This is a genomic window from Sphingomonas edaphi (genome assembly GCF_003583725.1).
Taxonomy (GTDB): Bacteria; Pseudomonadota; Alphaproteobacteria; order Sphingomonadales; family Sphingomonadaceae; genus Sphingomicrobium; species Sphingomicrobium edaphi.
This window is the reverse complement of sequence record NZ_QXTF01000002.1, coordinates 311,388-327,218: the sequence shown is the minus strand read 5'-3', so window position 1 is coordinate 327,218 and position 15,831 is coordinate 311,388. Positions and strand designations below refer to the sequence as shown.

18 protein-coding genes are annotated in these 15,831 nt (G+C 63.0%); all 18 read left to right on the top strand.

Features of this window, described 5'->3' with window-relative positions:
- The first annotated feature begins 14 nt into the window (after positions 1-14).
- The gene (locus tag D3M59_RS08450) at positions 15-548 is read left to right on the top strand and encodes a hypothetical protein (protein ID WP_119533205.1); all 534 of its coding nucleotides are present in this window, start codon (positions 15-17) and stop codon (positions 546-548) included.
- 2 nt (positions 549-550) lie between these two features.
- Positions 551-1,114, top strand: coding sequence for a hypothetical protein (locus D3M59_RS08445; RefSeq protein ID WP_119533204.1), 564 nt, complete (start codon positions 551-553; stop codon positions 1,112-1,114).
- A 41-nt stretch (positions 1,115-1,155) separates the two neighbouring features.
- Positions 1,156-2,298 (top strand): acyl-CoA dehydrogenase family protein, encoded by a 1,143-nt coding sequence (locus D3M59_RS08440; RefSeq protein WP_119533203.1) that lies wholly within the window; start codon positions 1,156-1,158, stop codon positions 2,296-2,298.
- An 8-nt stretch (positions 2,299-2,306) separates the two neighbouring features.
- The gene (locus D3M59_RS08435; RefSeq protein ID WP_147416730.1) at positions 2,307-3,977 is read left to right on the top strand and encodes a PHA/PHB synthase family protein; all 1,671 of its coding nucleotides are present in this window, start codon (positions 2,307-2,309) and stop codon (positions 3,975-3,977) included.
- 9 nt (positions 3,978-3,986) lie between these two features.
- Positions 3,987-5,054 (top strand): enoyl-CoA hydratase/isomerase family protein, encoded by a 1,068-nt coding sequence (locus D3M59_RS08430; RefSeq protein ID WP_119533360.1) that lies wholly within the window; start codon positions 3,987-3,989, stop codon positions 5,052-5,054.
- Between the two features lie 9 nt (positions 5,055-5,063).
- Entirely contained in the window at positions 5,064-5,840 is a 777-nt protein-coding gene (locus D3M59_RS08425; RefSeq protein WP_119533201.1) for an enoyl-CoA hydratase, read from the top strand.
- Positions 5,841-5,853: 13 nt separating this feature from the next.
- Positions 5,854-6,753: a 3-hydroxyisobutyrate dehydrogenase gene (mmsB, locus tag D3M59_RS08420; RefSeq protein ID WP_119533200.1), complete on the top strand. Its 900-nt coding sequence runs from the start codon at positions 5,854-5,856 to the stop codon at positions 6,751-6,753.
- A gap of 70 nt (positions 6,754-6,823) precedes the next feature.
- On the top strand, positions 6,824-7,402 hold the full coding sequence (locus tag D3M59_RS08415) for a NifU family protein (RefSeq protein WP_119533199.1): 579 nt from the start codon (positions 6,824-6,826) through the stop codon (positions 7,400-7,402).
- 72 nt (positions 7,403-7,474) lie between these two features.
- Positions 7,475-8,086 carry a tRNA (adenosine(37)-N6)-threonylcarbamoyltransferase complex dimerization subunit type 1 TsaB gene (gene tsaB / locus D3M59_RS08410; protein WP_119533198.1) on the top strand — a complete coding sequence of 204 codons (612 nt, stop codon included), beginning with the start codon at positions 7,475-7,477 and terminating at the stop codon, positions 8,084-8,086.
- Positions 8,086-8,571 (top strand): ribosomal protein S18-alanine N-acetyltransferase, encoded by a 486-nt coding sequence (gene rimI, locus D3M59_RS08405; RefSeq protein ID WP_119533197.1) that lies wholly within the window; start codon positions 8,086-8,088, stop codon positions 8,569-8,571. Before tsaB ends, rimI begins: the two co-directional genes overlap by 1 nt.
- A 120-nt stretch (positions 8,572-8,691) precedes the next feature.
- Entirely contained in the window at positions 8,692-9,111 is a 420-nt protein-coding gene (locus D3M59_RS08400) for a MucR family transcriptional regulator (RefSeq protein ID WP_119533196.1), read from the top strand.
- A gap of 259 nt (positions 9,112-9,370) precedes the next feature.
- On the top strand, positions 9,371-9,793 hold the full coding sequence (locus tag D3M59_RS08395) for a Fur family transcriptional regulator (RefSeq protein ID WP_119533195.1): 423 nt from the start codon (positions 9,371-9,373) through the stop codon (positions 9,791-9,793).
- Positions 9,777-10,538, top strand: a complete 762-nt coding sequence (locus D3M59_RS08390) for a lysophospholipid acyltransferase family protein (RefSeq protein WP_119533194.1) — start codon at positions 9,777-9,779, stop codon at positions 10,536-10,538. Before D3M59_RS08395 ends, D3M59_RS08390 begins: the two co-directional genes overlap by 17 nt.
- An 11-nt stretch (positions 10,539-10,549) precedes the next feature.
- Positions 10,550-11,857: a tRNA (N6-isopentenyl adenosine(37)-C2)-methylthiotransferase MiaB gene (miaB, locus tag D3M59_RS08385; RefSeq protein ID WP_119533193.1), complete on the top strand. Its 1,308-nt coding sequence runs from the start codon at positions 10,550-10,552 to the stop codon at positions 11,855-11,857.
- Entirely contained in the window at positions 11,857-12,864 is a 1,008-nt protein-coding gene (locus D3M59_RS08380; protein WP_119533192.1) for a PhoH family protein, read from the top strand. Before miaB ends, D3M59_RS08380 begins: the two co-directional genes overlap by 1 nt.
- Complete coding sequence (gene ybeY, locus D3M59_RS08375) at positions 12,861-13,367, top strand: rRNA maturation RNase YbeY (RefSeq protein ID WP_119533191.1); 507 nt, start codon at positions 12,861-12,863, stop codon at positions 13,365-13,367. The genes D3M59_RS08380 and ybeY overlap by 4 nt, the downstream gene beginning before the upstream one ends.
- Positions 13,368-14,261: a hemolysin family protein gene (locus D3M59_RS08370; RefSeq protein WP_119533190.1), complete on the top strand. Its 894-nt coding sequence runs from the start codon at positions 13,368-13,370 to the stop codon at positions 14,259-14,261. It abuts the gene before it with no gap.
- 38 nt (positions 14,262-14,299) lie between these two features.
- Positions 14,300-15,817 carry an apolipoprotein N-acyltransferase gene (gene lnt / locus D3M59_RS08365; protein ID WP_119533189.1) on the top strand — a complete coding sequence of 506 codons (1,518 nt, stop codon included), beginning with the start codon at positions 14,300-14,302 and terminating at the stop codon, positions 15,815-15,817.
- The last annotated feature ends 14 nt before the right edge of the window (positions 15,818-15,831 follow it).

Here is a 15,831-nt window from a genome sequence, read left to right as displayed (position 1 = left end):
GACGTTAGTTCGACATGAAACTGACCAACGCCCTCCTCCCCGCCGCACTGCTGGCGTTCGCACTCGTCGCCTGCCAACAAACGTCCACCGACGAAAATATTGCAATCGACGAAACCAACGCTGCCGCCTCCGCCGACCCCGAAACCCTGCCGCCCGACGAATCGGCCGGGACGCCCGACGATGCGCACGGTTCGCTGAACGAAGCGGACGACGCCAGATCCGAGCAGCCGTCGCCGCCGGGAACGCCCGAAGCGTCGCTGATCCCCAGCCAATATCGCGGCCGGTGGGGCATGGTCGCGGCTGACTGCGAACAGGGCCGGAGCGATGCCAAGGGCCTGATGACCATCGGTGAGAAGAGCATCCGCTTCTACGAATCCACGGCAACGTTGAAGGAACAGCGTCCGGCCATCGCGACAAGCTTTTCGGGCCTGTTCGGTTTCACCGGCGAAGGCCAGACGTGGGAAAAGATCATGACCTTCACCCGCACCGGTGAGACGCTGAAGCGCGCCGAAGCGGAAGGCAATTTCACCTATAAGCGCTGCTCCTGACGGTGAGACGGGGGATCATCCTGACGCTGGCGGTTTGCCTGGCGGCCTGCGGGTCGCCGAGCGATGAGGACAAGCTGACTCCCGAAGCGATCGAGCGGTCGCAATCGGCGAGCGAGCTGCCGGAGGTCGCACTGAGCAACGATCCTGAGCCTGCCCCCGCGTCAGAACCCGTCGCCAACGAGACCGCCGACCTCAGCAACGAGCTGGGCGAGCGTGACGAGCTTGCGCCGGAGGATGAAATGCAGGCCGGCGCCACCCCGATCCCGCAGGCTTTCCGTGGACGCTGGGGTATGTCGGTGGACGATTGCATAAGCCCGCGCCGCCCTGGATCGATGGCTCTGGAAATCAGCGGCGGAATGCTTGGCCTGCCCGAGGGGCAAGGCCGCCTGATCCAGACGCTCGGCAATTTTCCTGAACGCTATGTCGGTACCTTCAATTACGAGGGAGATCGCGGCCGCTGGTCAGCGACAGAGGAACTTTCGCTGACCGGCAGCAGTAACGTCCTCATCCGGCAGGTGGACGGCGGGACGTTGCGTTATCGCCGCTGCACACGGACCGGCGGCTAGCCACTGGAACGCCCGGGATTGGGGTGCTAGGCGCCGCCACCATGACCCAGTTCGACCTGACCGACGACCAGCGCCAGATCCAGGAAATGGCGCAGAAATTCACCGCCGACGCGATCACGCCGTTCGCTGCCGAATGGGACGAGAAGCATATCTTCCCGCGCGACACGATCCGGCAGGCAGCCGAGCTTGGCTTTGGGTCGATCTACGTCAGCGAGGAAAGTGGCGGCATCGGCCTTGGTCGGCTGGACGCTGCGCTGATCATGGAAGCGATGGCCTACGGCTGTCCGTCGACCAGCGCCTTCATCTCGATCCACAATATGGCAAGCTGGATGATCGACCGCTTCGGATCGGACGAGCTGAAGCAGAAATACCTCCCCTCCCTGATCCCGATGGAACGGATCGCAAGTTATTGCCTGACCGAGCCGTCGTCCGGCTCCGACGCCGCGGCGCTGAAAACGAGGGCGGTCACGGACGGCGACCATTATGTCGTATCGGGATCCAAGGCCTTCATCTCGGGCGGCGGCGAAAATGAAGTCTATGTGACCATGGTCCGCACCGGCGAAGACGGTCCCAAGGGCATCAGCTGCCTAGTCATCGAAAAGGACATGAAGGGCGTTAGCTTCGGCGCCAACGAAAAGAAGCTGGGCTGGCATTCGCAGCCGACCGCGCAGGTAAATTTCGATGAGGTACGCGTTCCCGTGTCAAATCGCGTCGGGGGTGAAGGTGAAGGCTTCCGCATCGCGATGATGGGTCTCGACGGCGGTCGCCTCAACATCGGTGCATGCTCGCTGGGCGGGGCGCAGCGCTGCCTCGACGAGGCGGTGAACTATACCAAGGAACGCAAGCAGTTCGGCAAGGCGATCTCCGATTTCCAGAATACCCAGTTCATGCTGGCTGACATGGAAACCGAGCTTCAGGCCGCGCGATACCTGCTCTACGTCGCGGCCGCCAAGGTTACCGCCAATGCTCCCGACAAGAGCAAGTTCGCGGCAATGGCCAAGCGGTTGGCGACCGACACCGGCAGCAGCGTGGTCGACCGCGCGCTGCAGCTTCACGGCGGCTACGGCTATCTGCAGGATTATCCCATCGAGCGGTTCTGGCGCGATCTGCGCGTCCATTCGATCCTGGAAGGTACCAACCAAGTCATGCGAATGATCGTCGGGCGGGAGCTGACCCGCCAGTGATTGCCGACATGACCCGCCGGCTGACCGAAGCCGCAGAGAGGATGATGAAAGGCGAGGTTAAGCCCAGCCTGCCCTTCGATCCCTTCGCCATCGCGCAAGCGAGCAGCGAGTTTGCGCTTGGCCTGGCGATGAAGCCCCAGGATCTGATGGAAGTGCAGCTCGCCGCCGCGCAGCAGTGGGGCGCCTTCTGGGCTGGCGCTCTGTCGGGCAAGGCGGGCGAGAAGCCCCGCGACCGGCGCTTTGCAGCACCCGAGTGGCAGGACGACGCCTACTACCGTGCCATCCGCGATGCCTACCTCCTTGCGTCGCAGCAGCTTCGCGATGTGGTTTCGGTGGGCGAAGGGAGCGAGAGCTCACATGCCATGGTCCGCTTCTTGCTCGACCAGTATCTGAACGCGATTTCGCCGGCCAATTTCGCCGCGACCAACCCGGAAGTGGTGAAACGCGTCAAGGAAACTGGCGGCGCCAACCTTGTCCAGGGCTTCGCGAACCTCATCGAGGATATGGCGGGCGGCAAGGGCATCGTGCAACGCCGTACCGACCCGAATGCGTTCGAGAAGGGTAAGACCATCGCCGCGACGCCTGGGGAGGTGGTGTACGAAAACGACCTGTTCCAGCTGATCCAGTACACGCCAACAACCGAAAAGGTCGCGGCCGAGCCGCTGCTCTACGTGCCGCCACTGGTAAATCGTTTCTACATGATCGACCTCGTCCCCCGTCAAAGCCTGGTGAAATGGCTGGTCGACGAGGGGCGCACCGTATTCGTCGTCAGCTGGGTTAACCCGACGGAGAAGCATAAAGACAAGGGCGTCGGCGACTATGTTCTGGAAGGCATCGTCGAAGCGGTCGGACAAGTGCGGCAGCGCACTGGCTCGTCGCCCGACCTGTTCGCTTTCTGCCTTGGCGGGACCTTGGTCGCGATGGCGCTCGCGTGGCTTGCGGCGAAGAATCGCGGCAAGGATGTCAACTCGGCAACGCTGATCGGGAGCCTGGTCGACTTTGGTGACATGCGCGACTGGTCGGCATTCGTCCACGAGGGCCACCTCGCAGCGCTGGAAGACCATCTTGAGGGACAGGGCTTCATCGACAGCCTGGAGCTACAGCGCCTGTTCGCGGCGATGCGCGCCAACGACCTGATCTGGTCCAGCGTCGTCAATCATTACCTGCTCGACAAGCCGGCCCCGGCGTCGGACCTGCTTTACTGGTTTGAGGACGGCGCGCGCATCCCAGCGGCCTTCCTGAAAAGCTACAACCGTGACCTGCTGCTCAATAACAGGCTGAAAGAACCGGCAGGGTTCGAGGTCGACGGCGTACCGATCGACCTTGCCGCCATCGAAACGCCGATGCTCGTTATTGCCTTGAAGGATGACCACGTCTCGGCATGGGAAGCCGTTTATCGCGGCGCACGCGACATCGGCGCCGACTTCATCCTTGGCGGGTCGGGCCATAATGCCGGCGTGATTAACCCGCCCGCAGCCAACAAGCATGGCTTTTGGACCCGCGACGACATGCCGGTGGACGCTAATGAATGGCTGTCCGGAGCTACGCGGCATGAAGGAAGCTGGTGGCCGCATTGGACTGGATGGTTGAACGACCATGGATCAAGCAAAAAGGTCGCAGCGCGCGCCATCGCCGACGGGATCGAACCCGCGCCGGGCCGCTACGCGATGATGCCCTAAATGGATTCGATGACGACCGTGAGCGACGTACTGACCACCAAGGAAGGCCTTGCCGGCCGTCTTCGCCTCAATCGTCCCAAGGCGCTACACAGCCTCAACCGCCAGATGGTGCGCGACATGGCGCAGGCGCTGATTGAATGGCGCGACGATCCCGACGTCCGCATCATCCTGATCGACCATGCCGAGGGCCGCGGCTTTTGCGCGGGCGGCGATGTCGTGACGATCAGCCAGGACGTCGAAGGGCATGAGGCGGCTGCGCGTGCCTTCTTCTTCGACGAGTATCGGCTCAACCACCTCGAATATACCTATCCTAAGCCGGGCGTGGCGTTCATGGACGGCATCACCATGGGCGGTGGCGTCGGCATCGCCTGCCCCTGCCGATTCCGGGTCGCGACCGAGCGAACGATGTTGGCCATGCCCGAAACGACGATTGGCATTTTCCCGGACGTCGGCGGCGGGCGCTATTTGTCGCGGCTGCGCGGGCGGCTGGCTCAGTTCTTGGCGCTGACCGGCGCGCGGCTGGACGGTGCGGAGTGCCTGAAGCTGCGGCTTGCGACCCATTACATTCCCTCCGACCGACTGGAAGAAGCCAAAGAGCGGATCATGGCCCAGCCATTCCGAGTCCAAGCGATCCTCGACGAACTGAGTGAAGAGGATGTACCGCCCGCGCGGATCACCTCCAACCTCGCCAAGGTCGACCGCTATTTTGCTTCCGACCGACTCGAAGATATATTGGACGCGCTCGATGAAGGCGCAGCCGAGGGTGACGAATGGGCGATTAAGGAAGCGGCGACGATCCGCGCCAAGTCGCCGATGGCCTGTAAAGTCAGCCTGAAACTGCTTCAGGAAAGCCCCTACCAGCTCCACTTCGTCGACGAGATGCGGATGGAATATGGGATCATGGTTCGCCTGATCCATCATCCCGACTTCAAAGAGGGCGTCCGCGCCCTACTGATCGACAAGGACAACAAGCCCAACTGGCACCCCACCCGCCCCGAAGCCATCGGCGACCGGGACGTGGCGCAATTTTTCGAGCCGCTTCCCCCCGAGGAAGAATGGCGGCCCTTCGATTTTTAAGGAGCAGGTATGAGCCAGTACGAAACCATCCTGGTCGAACAGCGCGGGGCGGTGACGCTGGTCACGCTGAACCGCCCGCAGGCGCTGAATGCGCTCAATTCGACGGTCCTGCAGGAACTGATCGACGCCTTCGCCGCGTATGACGCCGACGCCTCACAGCGCTGCCTCGTCCTGACGGGCAGTGAAAAGGCGTTCGCGGCGGGCGCCGATATCAAAGAGATGCAGGCACAGGGCTTCGCCCAGATGTATGCATCCAACTTCTTCGGTGGCTGGGAACAGGTCACCCGGACACGTAAGCCGTGGATCGCGGCGGTGGCGGGCTTCGCGCTAGGTGGCGGCTGTGAGGTCGCCATGATGGCCGATTTCATTATCGCCGCCGATAGCGCCAAGTTCGGCCAGCCCGAAATCAAGCTGGGCGTCACTCCGGGCATGGGCGGGTCGCAGCGGCTGACATGGGCCGTTGGCAAGGCCAAGGCGATGGAAATGTGCCTGACCGGCCGGATGATGGGCGCGGAAGAGGCGGAGCGCAGCGGACTGGTCGCGAAGGTCGTGCCCGCCGCCGACCTGATGGACGAGGCGATAAAGACAGCCGAAGCGATCGCGGGGATGGCGCCGCTCGCGGCCATCGCCAACAAGGAAATGGTCAACGCCGCCTTCGAAATGACCCTAGCGCAGGGCATCAACTTCGAACGGCGCCTGTTCCACGGCCTGTTCGGCACTGAAGACCAGAAGGAAGGCATGACCGCCTTCGTCGAAAAGCGCCCGGGCAATTGGACCGGCAAGTAAGGAGTATCGGGCAATGGCACGCGTCGCATTCATAGGGCTCGGCAACATGGGCGGCGGGATGGCCGCAAACCTCGTCAAGGCGGGGCATGAGGTCATGGCGTTCGACCTGAGCCAGGATGCACTGGCGCGCGCGGCAGCCAATGGCTGCACCGTGGCGGAAAGCGCGGAGCAGGCCGTCCAGGGCGTGGATGCAGTCGTCACAATGCTCCCGGCTGGTAAGCATGTCGCTGAGGTCTTCCGGACCAATGTCCTCCTAAACGCGCCCAAGGACGCGATCCTGATGGACTGCTCGACCATCGACGTCGCTACAGCCAAGAAGGTCGAGGACGAGGCGGCGTTTGCCGGATTCACGATGGTCGATGCGCCGGTCAGCGGCGGCATCGCGGCTGCGGAAGGCGGAACGCTGACCTTCATGGTCGGCGGCAGCGACGAAGCGTTCACCAAGGCCAGCCCCTACCTCGAAAAGATGGGCAAGGCGGTGATCCACGCCGGCGGCCCGGGCGCGGGTCAGGCGGCGAAAATCGTCAACAACATGTTGCTGGGCGTCACGATGGCCGGCACCTGCGAAGCATTTGTGCTGGCGCAGAAGCTGGGCCTCGACCCGCAAACCTTTTTCGACATTTCGTCCAAGGCCAGCGGCCAGAGTTGGTCCATGACCAGCTATTGCCCTGTCCCCGGCGTGGGTCCCGAGACCCCAGCAGATCGCAATTACGAAGGCGGGTTCGCCGCCGCGTTGATGCTAAAGGACCTGAAGCTGGCGATGGAAGCCGCGCAGGCCGCCGGTGCCTACACACCGATGGGTGGCGAGGCAGAAGAACTCTATCAACGCTTCGTCGACCGGGGGGGCGCGGGCAAGGATTTCTCCGCACTAATCAAGATGATCGACGATAGCTGGGAAGTGCCGGGCGAGTGAAGCGAAGCTTTGCCAGCAAGCGATCTGTCGGACGCTTGATCGCGAGCGAACGAAGGACCACATCGCGCCCATGCTAATCGAGATTGAAAAGACGCCGAACCCGGCAACCCGTAAGTTCCTGCCCGGCCGCACGGTGATGGAACATGGCGGCCGCGACTTCCCGAACGTCGACGCGGCCGCAGCCAGCCCTCTCGCCGAAGCGCTGTTCGCCACGGGCCAAGTCGACGGCGTCTATTTCGGGCGCGACTTCGTGTCCGTGTCCGCCGCGCCCACGGTTGAATGGACCAACCTGGAAGCGGATGTGCTGTCGGTCCTACTCGACCATTTCCTGCTAGATGCCCCGTTGTTTAAACCCGGCACGGCGGCCGGCATCGAGGTTGCGCCGGACGCTGCCCTTTCGTTCGAAGAAGACCCGGCCGACTCCGATATCATCGACCAGATCAAAGAGCTGCTGGAAACGCGGGTCCGCCCGGCCGTCGCGCAGGACGGCGGCGACATTGTCTATCGCGGTTACAAGGACGGCAAACTTTTCCTCGAAATGCAGGGCGCCTGCTCGGGATGTCCCTCCTCGACCGTCACACTGAAGCGCGGTGTCGAAAGCCTGATCAAACATTATGTGCCCGAGGTCGAGACAATCGAAGCCGTCTGACTTCATTCCTTTTTTTCTTGCCGAGAACCGGCGCTTGTGCCTCCTTGTTGGCACGTAAAAGGAGCCGGGCTCTTGATCCTCGCCCTGGACACATCGACCGCTGCTTGCACCGCCGCGCTGCTGTTGCCCGACGGAACCATCGTCGCATCGCGTGATGAGGAAATCGGCCGGGGTCACGCCGAACGGCTAGTACCGCTGATCGCCGAGATGCTCGACGGCCATGTCCCGAGTCGCCTTTTGGTCGGAGTCGGCCCCGGCAGCTTCACCGGTCTCCGCGTCGGCATTGCAGCTTCGCACGGGCTCGCCATCGGCTGGAGTATCCCGCTATCGGGCATGAACAGCCTGGCGCTGCTTGCCGCTTCGGCGCCACCGGGCGACGGCCTTATTACCGCCGCGGTATCCGGCGGGCATGGCGAGTTGTTTGTCCAATCCTTCGACCGCAGAACGCTCATCCCGACCGGCGGCATTGCCAGCCTGCCCCCCGCCGAAGCGGCAAGGACGGTTAGCGGGCCGCTAATCGTCGGCAGCGGCGCACAAGCGCTTGTCGATGCACGGGGAACTGGTGAGGCGTTGCATCTTCTACCCTCCGCCAGTCGAGCAATGCGACTGCCCGACCTGCTTCGGGCCATGGACTGCAAACCCGTTTACATCCGGGCTCCTGATGCCCGGCCAAAAGCGGCCTGATGGCGACGCCCGCTCACCGGCCACCGGCCTGCCGGTTGCGGCCGGGGGGCGTGGATGACCTGGACGATGTGATGCGGGTCATGATGGCGGCCTTCCAGCCCTGTTTCGGCGAGGCGTGGACTCGATCGCAATGCGCCGGAATCCTACCGATGGCTGGCGTGACCCTCACCCTCGCCGAAGATGATGACGAGAGCGCGCTCGGCTTCGCGCTGGCGCGGACCATCGCTGACGAGGCGGAGTTGCTGCTGATCGCCGTCAATCCGTCCTCCCAGCGTCGCGGCGTCGGCCAGGCACTGCTGATGCACTTTATCGAGCAGGCGCGACAGGCTGGGGCCGAGACGCTTCATCTAGAGGTCCGCGACAATAACCCGGCAATTGCATTGTACTCCGCAGCAGGGTTCAGGCCCGCCGGTCGCCGCCGCAACTATTACAGCGGCGCCGATGGAACGAAGCATGACGCGGTCACTCTAAAGCTGGTTAATTAAATAACTTAACTTTAATCAATGTCTTAATGCTTGTAGCGACAATATCCCGGTAGTAGTGAAATCTTAGTATCGACAGTCATCATACTGCCCTGTTCCTAATCATGCTCGGGATGAAGAATAATGGACAATCAGGGAAACGACGACACGCTGATCACGCTTACCGCCGACATTGTCGCGGCGCATGTCAGCAATAATAGCGTGGCGGTTAATGACTTGCCGCAGCTAATCGCCAACGTTCACGGCGCGCTTTCGACGCTTTCCGGCGCGGGTGCGGCGGCTGAAGCGAAATTGGAACCCAAGGTTCCGATCCGTTCGTCTGTGAAGCCAGACTACATCGTCTGCTTGGAAGACGGTAAAAAACTGAAGATGCTCAAACGGCACCTGATGACCCATTACCAGATGACTCCGGACCAGTACCGCCAGAAGTGGGGCCTTGCTGCCGACTATCCGATGGTCGCCCCCAACTATGCCGAACAACGCCGTACGCTGGCCAAGTCGATCGGCCTCGGCACCAAGCGCCGCAAGACGCGCGGCAAATAAGTCGGCCAGTACATACTCAGTCAGGAATAATAAGAAGAGCGGGCGGGCCAACGTCCGCTCTTTTTACTTGGTCTGCACAGCAAGTCGCTAGCGAATAAAATAGTATTGAGCGACTGACCTAAAGCGCAGTTGGCGATAATGAAGGTACAAGGAAGAGCCGTCGGGTAAACGGGGCTCACGTTTTAAAGGTCGCTAGTAAGATCGCCCCCACTCTTCCCAGTGCTTCCCATTCGGCGCTCCACCGCTTAGGTAAGGTACCATGCATCGCCAGATCGATATCGAGCAGCTTTGCGCGGACAAGGGGCTGCGCATCACCGAACAACGCAGGACTATCGCCAGGGTGCTGGGCGACAGCGAGGACCATCCGGACGTCGAGACGCTCCACGCCCGCGCAGCAGCCATGGACCCGAACATTTCCATCGCCACGGTGTATCGCACCGTCCGCCTGTTCGAAGAGGCAGGCATTCTGGAACGACACGAATTCGGCGACGGCCGGTCGCGGTATGAAGCTGCATCGGAAACGCACCACGACCACCTGATCGACGTAGAAACCGGCAACGTCATCGAATTCGTAGACGAGGAGCTGGAGGAGCTTCAGCGCCGCATTGCACAGAAGCTCGGGTTCCGCTTGGTCGACCACCGGATGGAACTCTACGGCGTCAGAGTTGACCGCGAAGGCTGAGCCGGCCCCGTCGCGGCTAGTCGCCGGGTTGCGCATTGTCGGACTCGCCGGCCTGTTCCTTGCTTACCTGCCCCCCCATATCCTATCAAAACTGATGCTGCGCCGGTCGCGCTGGCCCCGGCGCTTTCTCGCCGCCGCCGCCCGCATTGCCGGTGCGCGGTCCCGCCTGTCAGGCGAGCCGCTCGGCCCACGCACGCTGGTCGTGGCCAATCACACCAGTTGGCTCGACATCCTGGTTCTGGGCGGGGCGACCGGTACAGCTTTCGTGTCCAAAGCGGAGGTGAAGGCAACAACGCTGATCGGCTGGCTCGCCGACCAGAACCGCACGCTCTACATCGAGCGTTCCGAGCGCGGCGACGCGCATGGCCAAGTCCGGCGCATCCGCGACGCCCTCGACCACCATCAGCCGCTAGCGATTTTTCCCGAAGGCACGACCGGACATGGACGTGCCCTGATGCCGTTTCGGTCGACATTGTTCCATGCCGTCGCCCCGCCGCCCGAAGGTGTCAGCGTTCGCCCGGTCGCCATTGATTACGGCCACCACGTTGATCATGTCGGGTGGCACGGTGGTGAGGGTGGACTGGCCAATGCAATGCGCGTGCTTGGGCGGCGCGGTACCATGGACGTGCATGTTCGTCTGCTAGACCCGCTTCCTCGGCTCGACGACCGCAAGGCTCTTGCCCGCCACGCCCGCGATCGGCTGGCCGAGGCTCTCTCTTCCGTGGCGCCGCCGTCCGGCCTATAGGCCCGCACCAAATGACCGAGATTCCCAAGACTTACCGAGTCAAAAGCTTCGGCTGCCAGATGAACGTCTATGACGGGGAGCGCATGGCCGAGCTGCTTGGCGCCCAGGGCATGACCGCCGCTGGCGACGGCGAGGATGCCGACCTAGTCGTGCTCAACACCTGTCACATTCGGGAGAAGGCGGCGGAGAAAGCCTATTCCGATGTCGGCCGCCTTCGCCGCGAAGATGGCAGCAAACCGATCGTCGCGCTGGCGGGTTGCGTCGCGCAGGCCGAAGGCGCCGAAGCGAAATCACGCTCGTCCTTGATCGACCTTGTCGTCGGGCCCCAAGCCTACCACCGTCTGCCCGACATGGTCGCCGAGGTGGCAAAGGGCGGTCGCCCGGTCGACACCGACATGCCAGCGATTTCGAAGTTCGGCGCCCTTCCCGCCCGCCGTAAGGTCGGACCCAGCGCCTTCCTGACTGTTCAGGAAGGCTGCGACAAATTCTGCACTTATTGCGTCGTGCCCTACACGCGTGGCGCGGAGATCAGCCGGCCCTTCGCCGACGTAGTGGCAGAGGCGCAGTCACTGGTGGATGGCGGCGCGCGCGAAATCACGCTGCTTGGTCAGAATGTGAATGCGTTCGAAGGCGGCCTCGACAATCTCATCCGTGCCATCGCGAAAATCGACGGGCTGGAGCGGATTCGCTACACGACCAGCCACCCCGCCGACATGAGCGACGCGCTGATCGCCGCGCATGGCGAGATCGACAAGCTGATGCCTTACCTTCACCTGCCGGTCCAGTCCGGGTCGGACCCGATCCTGAAGGCGATGAACCGCAGTCACACGGCGGAGAGCTATCTGGAAACGCTGGAGAAAGTCCGTACGGCTCGCCCCGACATCGCCATCTCCGGCGACTTCATCGTCGGCTTCCCGGGAGAGCGTGAAGAAGATTTTGCCGCCACTCTCGCAATCGTCGATGCGGTCGGTTACGCTTCGGCATATTCGTTCAAATATTCCGCCCGCCCGGGTACCCCGGCGGCGGTCATGGAAGGAGCGGTGGCGCCAGAGGTGATGGACGATCGACTGCAGCGGCTTCAGGCCCGCCTCGCCGAGCATAGCCTCGCCTTCAACCGCGCTACCGTCGGCAAGGACACGAGAATCCTGATCGACCGGAAGGGCCGCCTTCCAGGCCAGATGATCGGCAAGTCGCCTTGGCTCCAGTCCGTCTTCGTCGAGACCGGTGCAAGGATCGGCGACATGGTGGACGTCACGGTCACCAAAGCGCTTCCCAATAGCCTCGGCGGCGTCCTGCGCGACTCGAAGGTGGCTGCCTGATGGCCAAGAGAGACCTCGCTGCCGCCAATTACGATGCTGCCGACGGCCGCGCCCGCCTGGAGATCGAGTTTGAGCAGCCCTACCTGCTCGGCCCTCTGTTCGGCGATTACGACCGCCACCTCGTAATGATTGAGGACCGTCTAGGCGTGCATATTGCCGCGCGCGGCAGCCGCGTGATGATCGAGGGCGAGCCGGACGCGGCGGCCCGCGCCCGCGAAGTGTTGATGGGCCTCTACGACCGGCTCGACCAAGGCCAGGACGTCGATGCTGCGGCAGTCGAAGCCGTGATCGGCATGGCCAACCAGCCGCTGTTCGACGGCATCGTTTCCGAAGAGGTCGCCAACGCGCCCAAGGTGATGATCCGGACGCGCAAGAAGACGATTGTGCCGCGCTCGGTCATCCAGACGCGCTACATGGAAGCACTCGCACGTGACGACATGATCTTCGCGCTAGGGCCCGCGGGCACTGGCAAGACATACCTCGCCGTCGCGCAGGCCGTGCAGATGTTGATTACGGGCCAAGTGGAACGCCTGATCCTTTCGCGTCCGGCAGTCGAGGCGGGCGAGCGGCTCGGCTTCCTGCCCGGCGACATGAAGGAAAAGGTCGATCCATATCTCCGCCCGCTCTACGACGCGCTGTACGACATGCTTCCTGCGGAGCAAGTCGAACGGCGGATCGCCAGCGGCGAAATCGAGATCGCCCCGATCGCCTTCATGCGCGGTCGCACGCTCAACGATGCCTTCATCATTCTCGACGAGGCACAAAACACCACACCGCAGCAGATGAAGATGTTCCTCACCCGCTTCGGAATGCGCAGCCGGATGGTAATCTGCGGCGACCCCAACCAGACCGACCTGCCGCCTGGCGTTACATCGGGCCTCGCCGATGCCGTTTCGAAGCTTGAAGGCATTCCCAAACTGTCGATGGTCCGGTTCAGCGCCGCCGACGTCGTTCGACACCCCCTCGTAGGACGGATCGTCGAGGCTTATGAAGGTCCCGGCCAATGACGCTCGACATCGCTATCGATGCCGACGGGGAATGGGACAGTAGCACCGGCTGGGCCGAGTTGGCCCGGTCTGCCGCCACCGCCGCCATCGCCGAAAGCGCCTTCCCGCAGTTAGGACAGGGCGAGCGCCCGGTCGAACTGTCGATCCGTCTGGCCGGTGACGCGGAAGTCCATTCACTGAATGCCGAATGGCGCGGCAAAGACAAGCCAACCAATGTCCTCTCCTTCCCCATGGCCGAAGCTGACGACCTGCAGGAATCGGACGTACCGGGTCCGGAATTGATGCTCGGCGACATTATTCTGGCGCACGGAGTTTGCGAACGGGAAGCGGCCGACAAGGCCATCCCACTCGATCACCATGCTGCGCACCTTATGGTACACGGCACGCTTCATTTATTGGGCTACGATCATATGGACGACCAGGGCGCCGCCGACATGGAAGCGCGCGAAATTCGCGCGCTGGCGCGCATGGGCATATCTGATCCGTACGCGGAGGATCGCTAGATGGCGACGCGTCAGGACGACGAGGGCGGGTCGCGTTTATGGCGGGGCATGCGCGCGCTGATCTTTGGTGACGAACATGAAGCGACACTGCGCGACCAGATAGAGGATGCGATCGACGAGGCGGATGCCGCCGCGCCCAGGCGCGGTGACCTCAGCCCGCTCGAACGGCAGATGCTGCGCAACCTACTGCACTTCGGCGACCGTACTGTGGGCGAAGTGGCGGTCACGCGAGGCGACATCGTCGCTGTGCCGGCAAGTATTTCGTTCGAGAATCTCGTCCGCGCATTCGCCGAAGCGGAGCATAGCCGTCTACCGGTGACCGGTGAAGACCTCGACGAAGTCATCGGCATGATTCACATCAAGGACGTCTTCAAGGCGCAGGAGGATCCCGATCGCTCGCGAACCGTGGAAGGCCTCCTTCGCACGCCGCTGTTCGTCCCGGAATCGATGGGCGTGCTCGACCTTCTCGCCCGCATGCGGACCGAGCGCGTCCACCTTGCCATCGTGGTTGACGAGTTCGGCGGCACCGAAGGGCTGGTGACCATCGAGGACGTTGTCGAGGAGATCGTCGGCGAGATCGAGGACGAGCATGATGAGCAGGCCGCGGGCTTGCTGAAGCCGCTAGACGAAGGACTGTGGGAAGCCGACGCCCGCGTCGAGCTGGAGGAAGTCGCACGCGACATCGATGCCCGGCTCGTGGCGGAGGACGACGAGGTCGACACTCTGGGCGGCCTTGCCTTCATCCTGGCCGGCCGCATCCTGCAGCCGGGGGAATCGGTCGAGCATCCGTCCGGCTGGCGCATCGAAAGCGTCGAGGCAGATACGCGCAAGATGATCCGCCTTCGCCTCCATGCGCCCGAGCCGCTGCCAAATGACGTCCAGGACGATGGCTAGCACTTGTGCGGGCGCTGATTGCCGCTAGCCAAGGCCGGATGAATTTCCTCCTGGCGTTGCTCGGCGGCGCTGCTTCTGCTTTCGCGTTCCAACCGGTCGGCCTGTGGCCGCTGATGATCCTGTGCATCGCAGGCTTTTGCGAACTGGTCGGCCGTGCCCCGTCGATGCGGCAGGCTCTGGCCGTCGGATGGGGCTTCGGAGTTGGTCAGTTTTGCATCGGCCTCAATTGGATCGCGACCGCCTTCACTTTCCAGGCGGCGATGCCTGCTTGGCTCGGCTGGATCGCGGTCGTGCTGCTTTCGCTTTATCTCGCCATCTATCCGATGATGGCGGCCGGCCTGGCCTGGCGTTTCGGGCGAACCAACAAGGTGGCGCTTGTCTTCGCGCTGGCCGGCGGCTGGGCGCTGACCGAATGGCTGCGCGCCACCATGTTTACTGGCTTTTCGTGGAACCCGATCGGCGTGACGCTGGTGGATACACCGCTCCGCGAAGGCAGCCGCTGGGTCGGCACCTACGGCCTTTCTGCGCTAGTCGTCCTACTTGGCGGGTCGATCTGGGCAGCGGTGCGCCGGGAATGGCGCCTGCCCGCCGCCCTAGTTGTCGCCTCGCTCCTGCTTTGGGCGCTGCCTGCGCCGACCATCGTCGGCGACACGACAACGATCAAGCCGATCCGCATCGTCCAGCCGAACATCGGCCAGCAGGATAAGTGGCGCCCCGGCTTCGACGAAATCGCCAGCCGCACGCTGGACGGGCTGACAATCAAGGGCAAGCCCGTTCAGCGGCTGGTATTCTGGCCTGAAGCAGCGGTTACAAATCCGATGGAGGACGAACGCAAAGGCGCCGCGCAAATCACCGAGTTTGAGCGTCTGCGCGCGACGCGAACTCTGGGCCCCAGTGACATCCTCCTCACCGGCGGGCTTAGCTTCACCTCGCGCGATGGTCAGGTCGTCGATGGCGCGACAAACAGCGTCTATATCCTCGGCGCTCTGGGCAAAGTCCTGGGCCGCTACGACAAGGCTCACCTCGTCCCCTATGGCGAATATCTGCCGATGCGACCGGTTTTGTCGGCTATCGGCCTGTCGCGGCTCGCGCCAGGCGATCTCGATTTCGCACCGGGACCGGGCCCGCAGAGCGTCGCGCTGCCCGGGCAATGGGGCAAGGTCGGGTTTCAGCTTTGCTACGAGATCATCTTCTCGGGTGAAGTCGTCGACCGCCGCAACCGTCCGGACTTCATCTTCAACCCTTCCAACGACGCGTGGTTCGGCCGCTGGGGACCGCCGCAGCATCTCGCGCAAGCCCGGTTAAGAGCAGCGGAGGAAGGTCTACCCGTTATCCGTTCGACCCCGACTGGGATCAGCGCGCTCATCGATGCACGAGGGCGCCTGCTTCATTCGCTGCCCTGGCAGACCGCGGGCGTGATCGATGCGGCGTTGCCGTCCGCACTCGAACCGACATTGTTCGCAAGGCTCGGTAACATCATCCCCGTCGCGCTTGGCTTCGCCCTGCTCATTGCCGCGATTGCGCTCGGTCGCCGCTCCCGCTACAGCGGGATATAAGGATTTCTTTATAT

Excerpts from the sequence above, each read along its gene's own strand:
- D3M59_RS08450 (WP_119533205.1), top strand. The coding sequence starts at position 15 with ATGAAACTGACCAACGCCCTCCTCCCCGCCGCACTGCTGGCGTTCGCA.
- D3M59_RS08440 (WP_119533203.1), top strand. The coding sequence starts at position 1,156 with ATGACCCAGTTCGACCTGACCGACGACCAGCGCCAGATCCAGGAAATG.
- D3M59_RS08435 (WP_147416730.1), top strand. The coding sequence starts at position 2,307 with ATGACCCGCCGGCTGACCGAAGCCGCAGAGAGGATGATGAAAGGCGAG.
- D3M59_RS08430 (WP_119533360.1), top strand. The coding sequence starts at position 3,987 with ATGACGACCGTGAGCGACGTACTGACCACCAAGGAAGGCCTTGCCGGC.
- D3M59_RS08425 (WP_119533201.1), top strand. The coding sequence starts at position 5,064 with ATGAGCCAGTACGAAACCATCCTGGTCGAACAGCGCGGGGCGGTGACG.
- mmsB (WP_119533200.1), top strand. The coding sequence starts at position 5,854 with ATGGCACGCGTCGCATTCATAGGGCTCGGCAACATGGGCGGCGGGATG.
- D3M59_RS08415 (WP_119533199.1), top strand. The coding sequence starts at position 6,824 with ATGCTAATCGAGATTGAAAAGACGCCGAACCCGGCAACCCGTAAGTTC.
- rimI (WP_119533197.1), top strand. The coding sequence starts at position 8,086 with ATGGCGACGCCCGCTCACCGGCCACCGGCCTGCCGGTTGCGGCCGGGG.
- D3M59_RS08400 (WP_119533196.1), top strand. The coding sequence starts at position 8,692 with ATGGACAATCAGGGAAACGACGACACGCTGATCACGCTTACCGCCGAC.
- D3M59_RS08395 (WP_119533195.1), top strand. The coding sequence starts at position 9,371 with ATGCATCGCCAGATCGATATCGAGCAGCTTTGCGCGGACAAGGGGCTG.
- miaB (WP_119533193.1), top strand. The coding sequence starts at position 10,550 with ATGACCGAGATTCCCAAGACTTACCGAGTCAAAAGCTTCGGCTGCCAG.
- D3M59_RS08380 (WP_119533192.1), top strand. The coding sequence starts at position 11,857 with ATGGCCAAGAGAGACCTCGCTGCCGCCAATTACGATGCTGCCGACGGC.
- ybeY (WP_119533191.1), top strand. The coding sequence starts at position 12,861 with ATGACGCTCGACATCGCTATCGATGCCGACGGGGAATGGGACAGTAGC.
- D3M59_RS08370 (WP_119533190.1), top strand. The coding sequence starts at position 13,368 with ATGGCGACGCGTCAGGACGACGAGGGCGGGTCGCGTTTATGGCGGGGC.
- lnt (WP_119533189.1), top strand. The coding sequence starts at position 14,300 with ATGAATTTCCTCCTGGCGTTGCTCGGCGGCGCTGCTTCTGCTTTCGCG.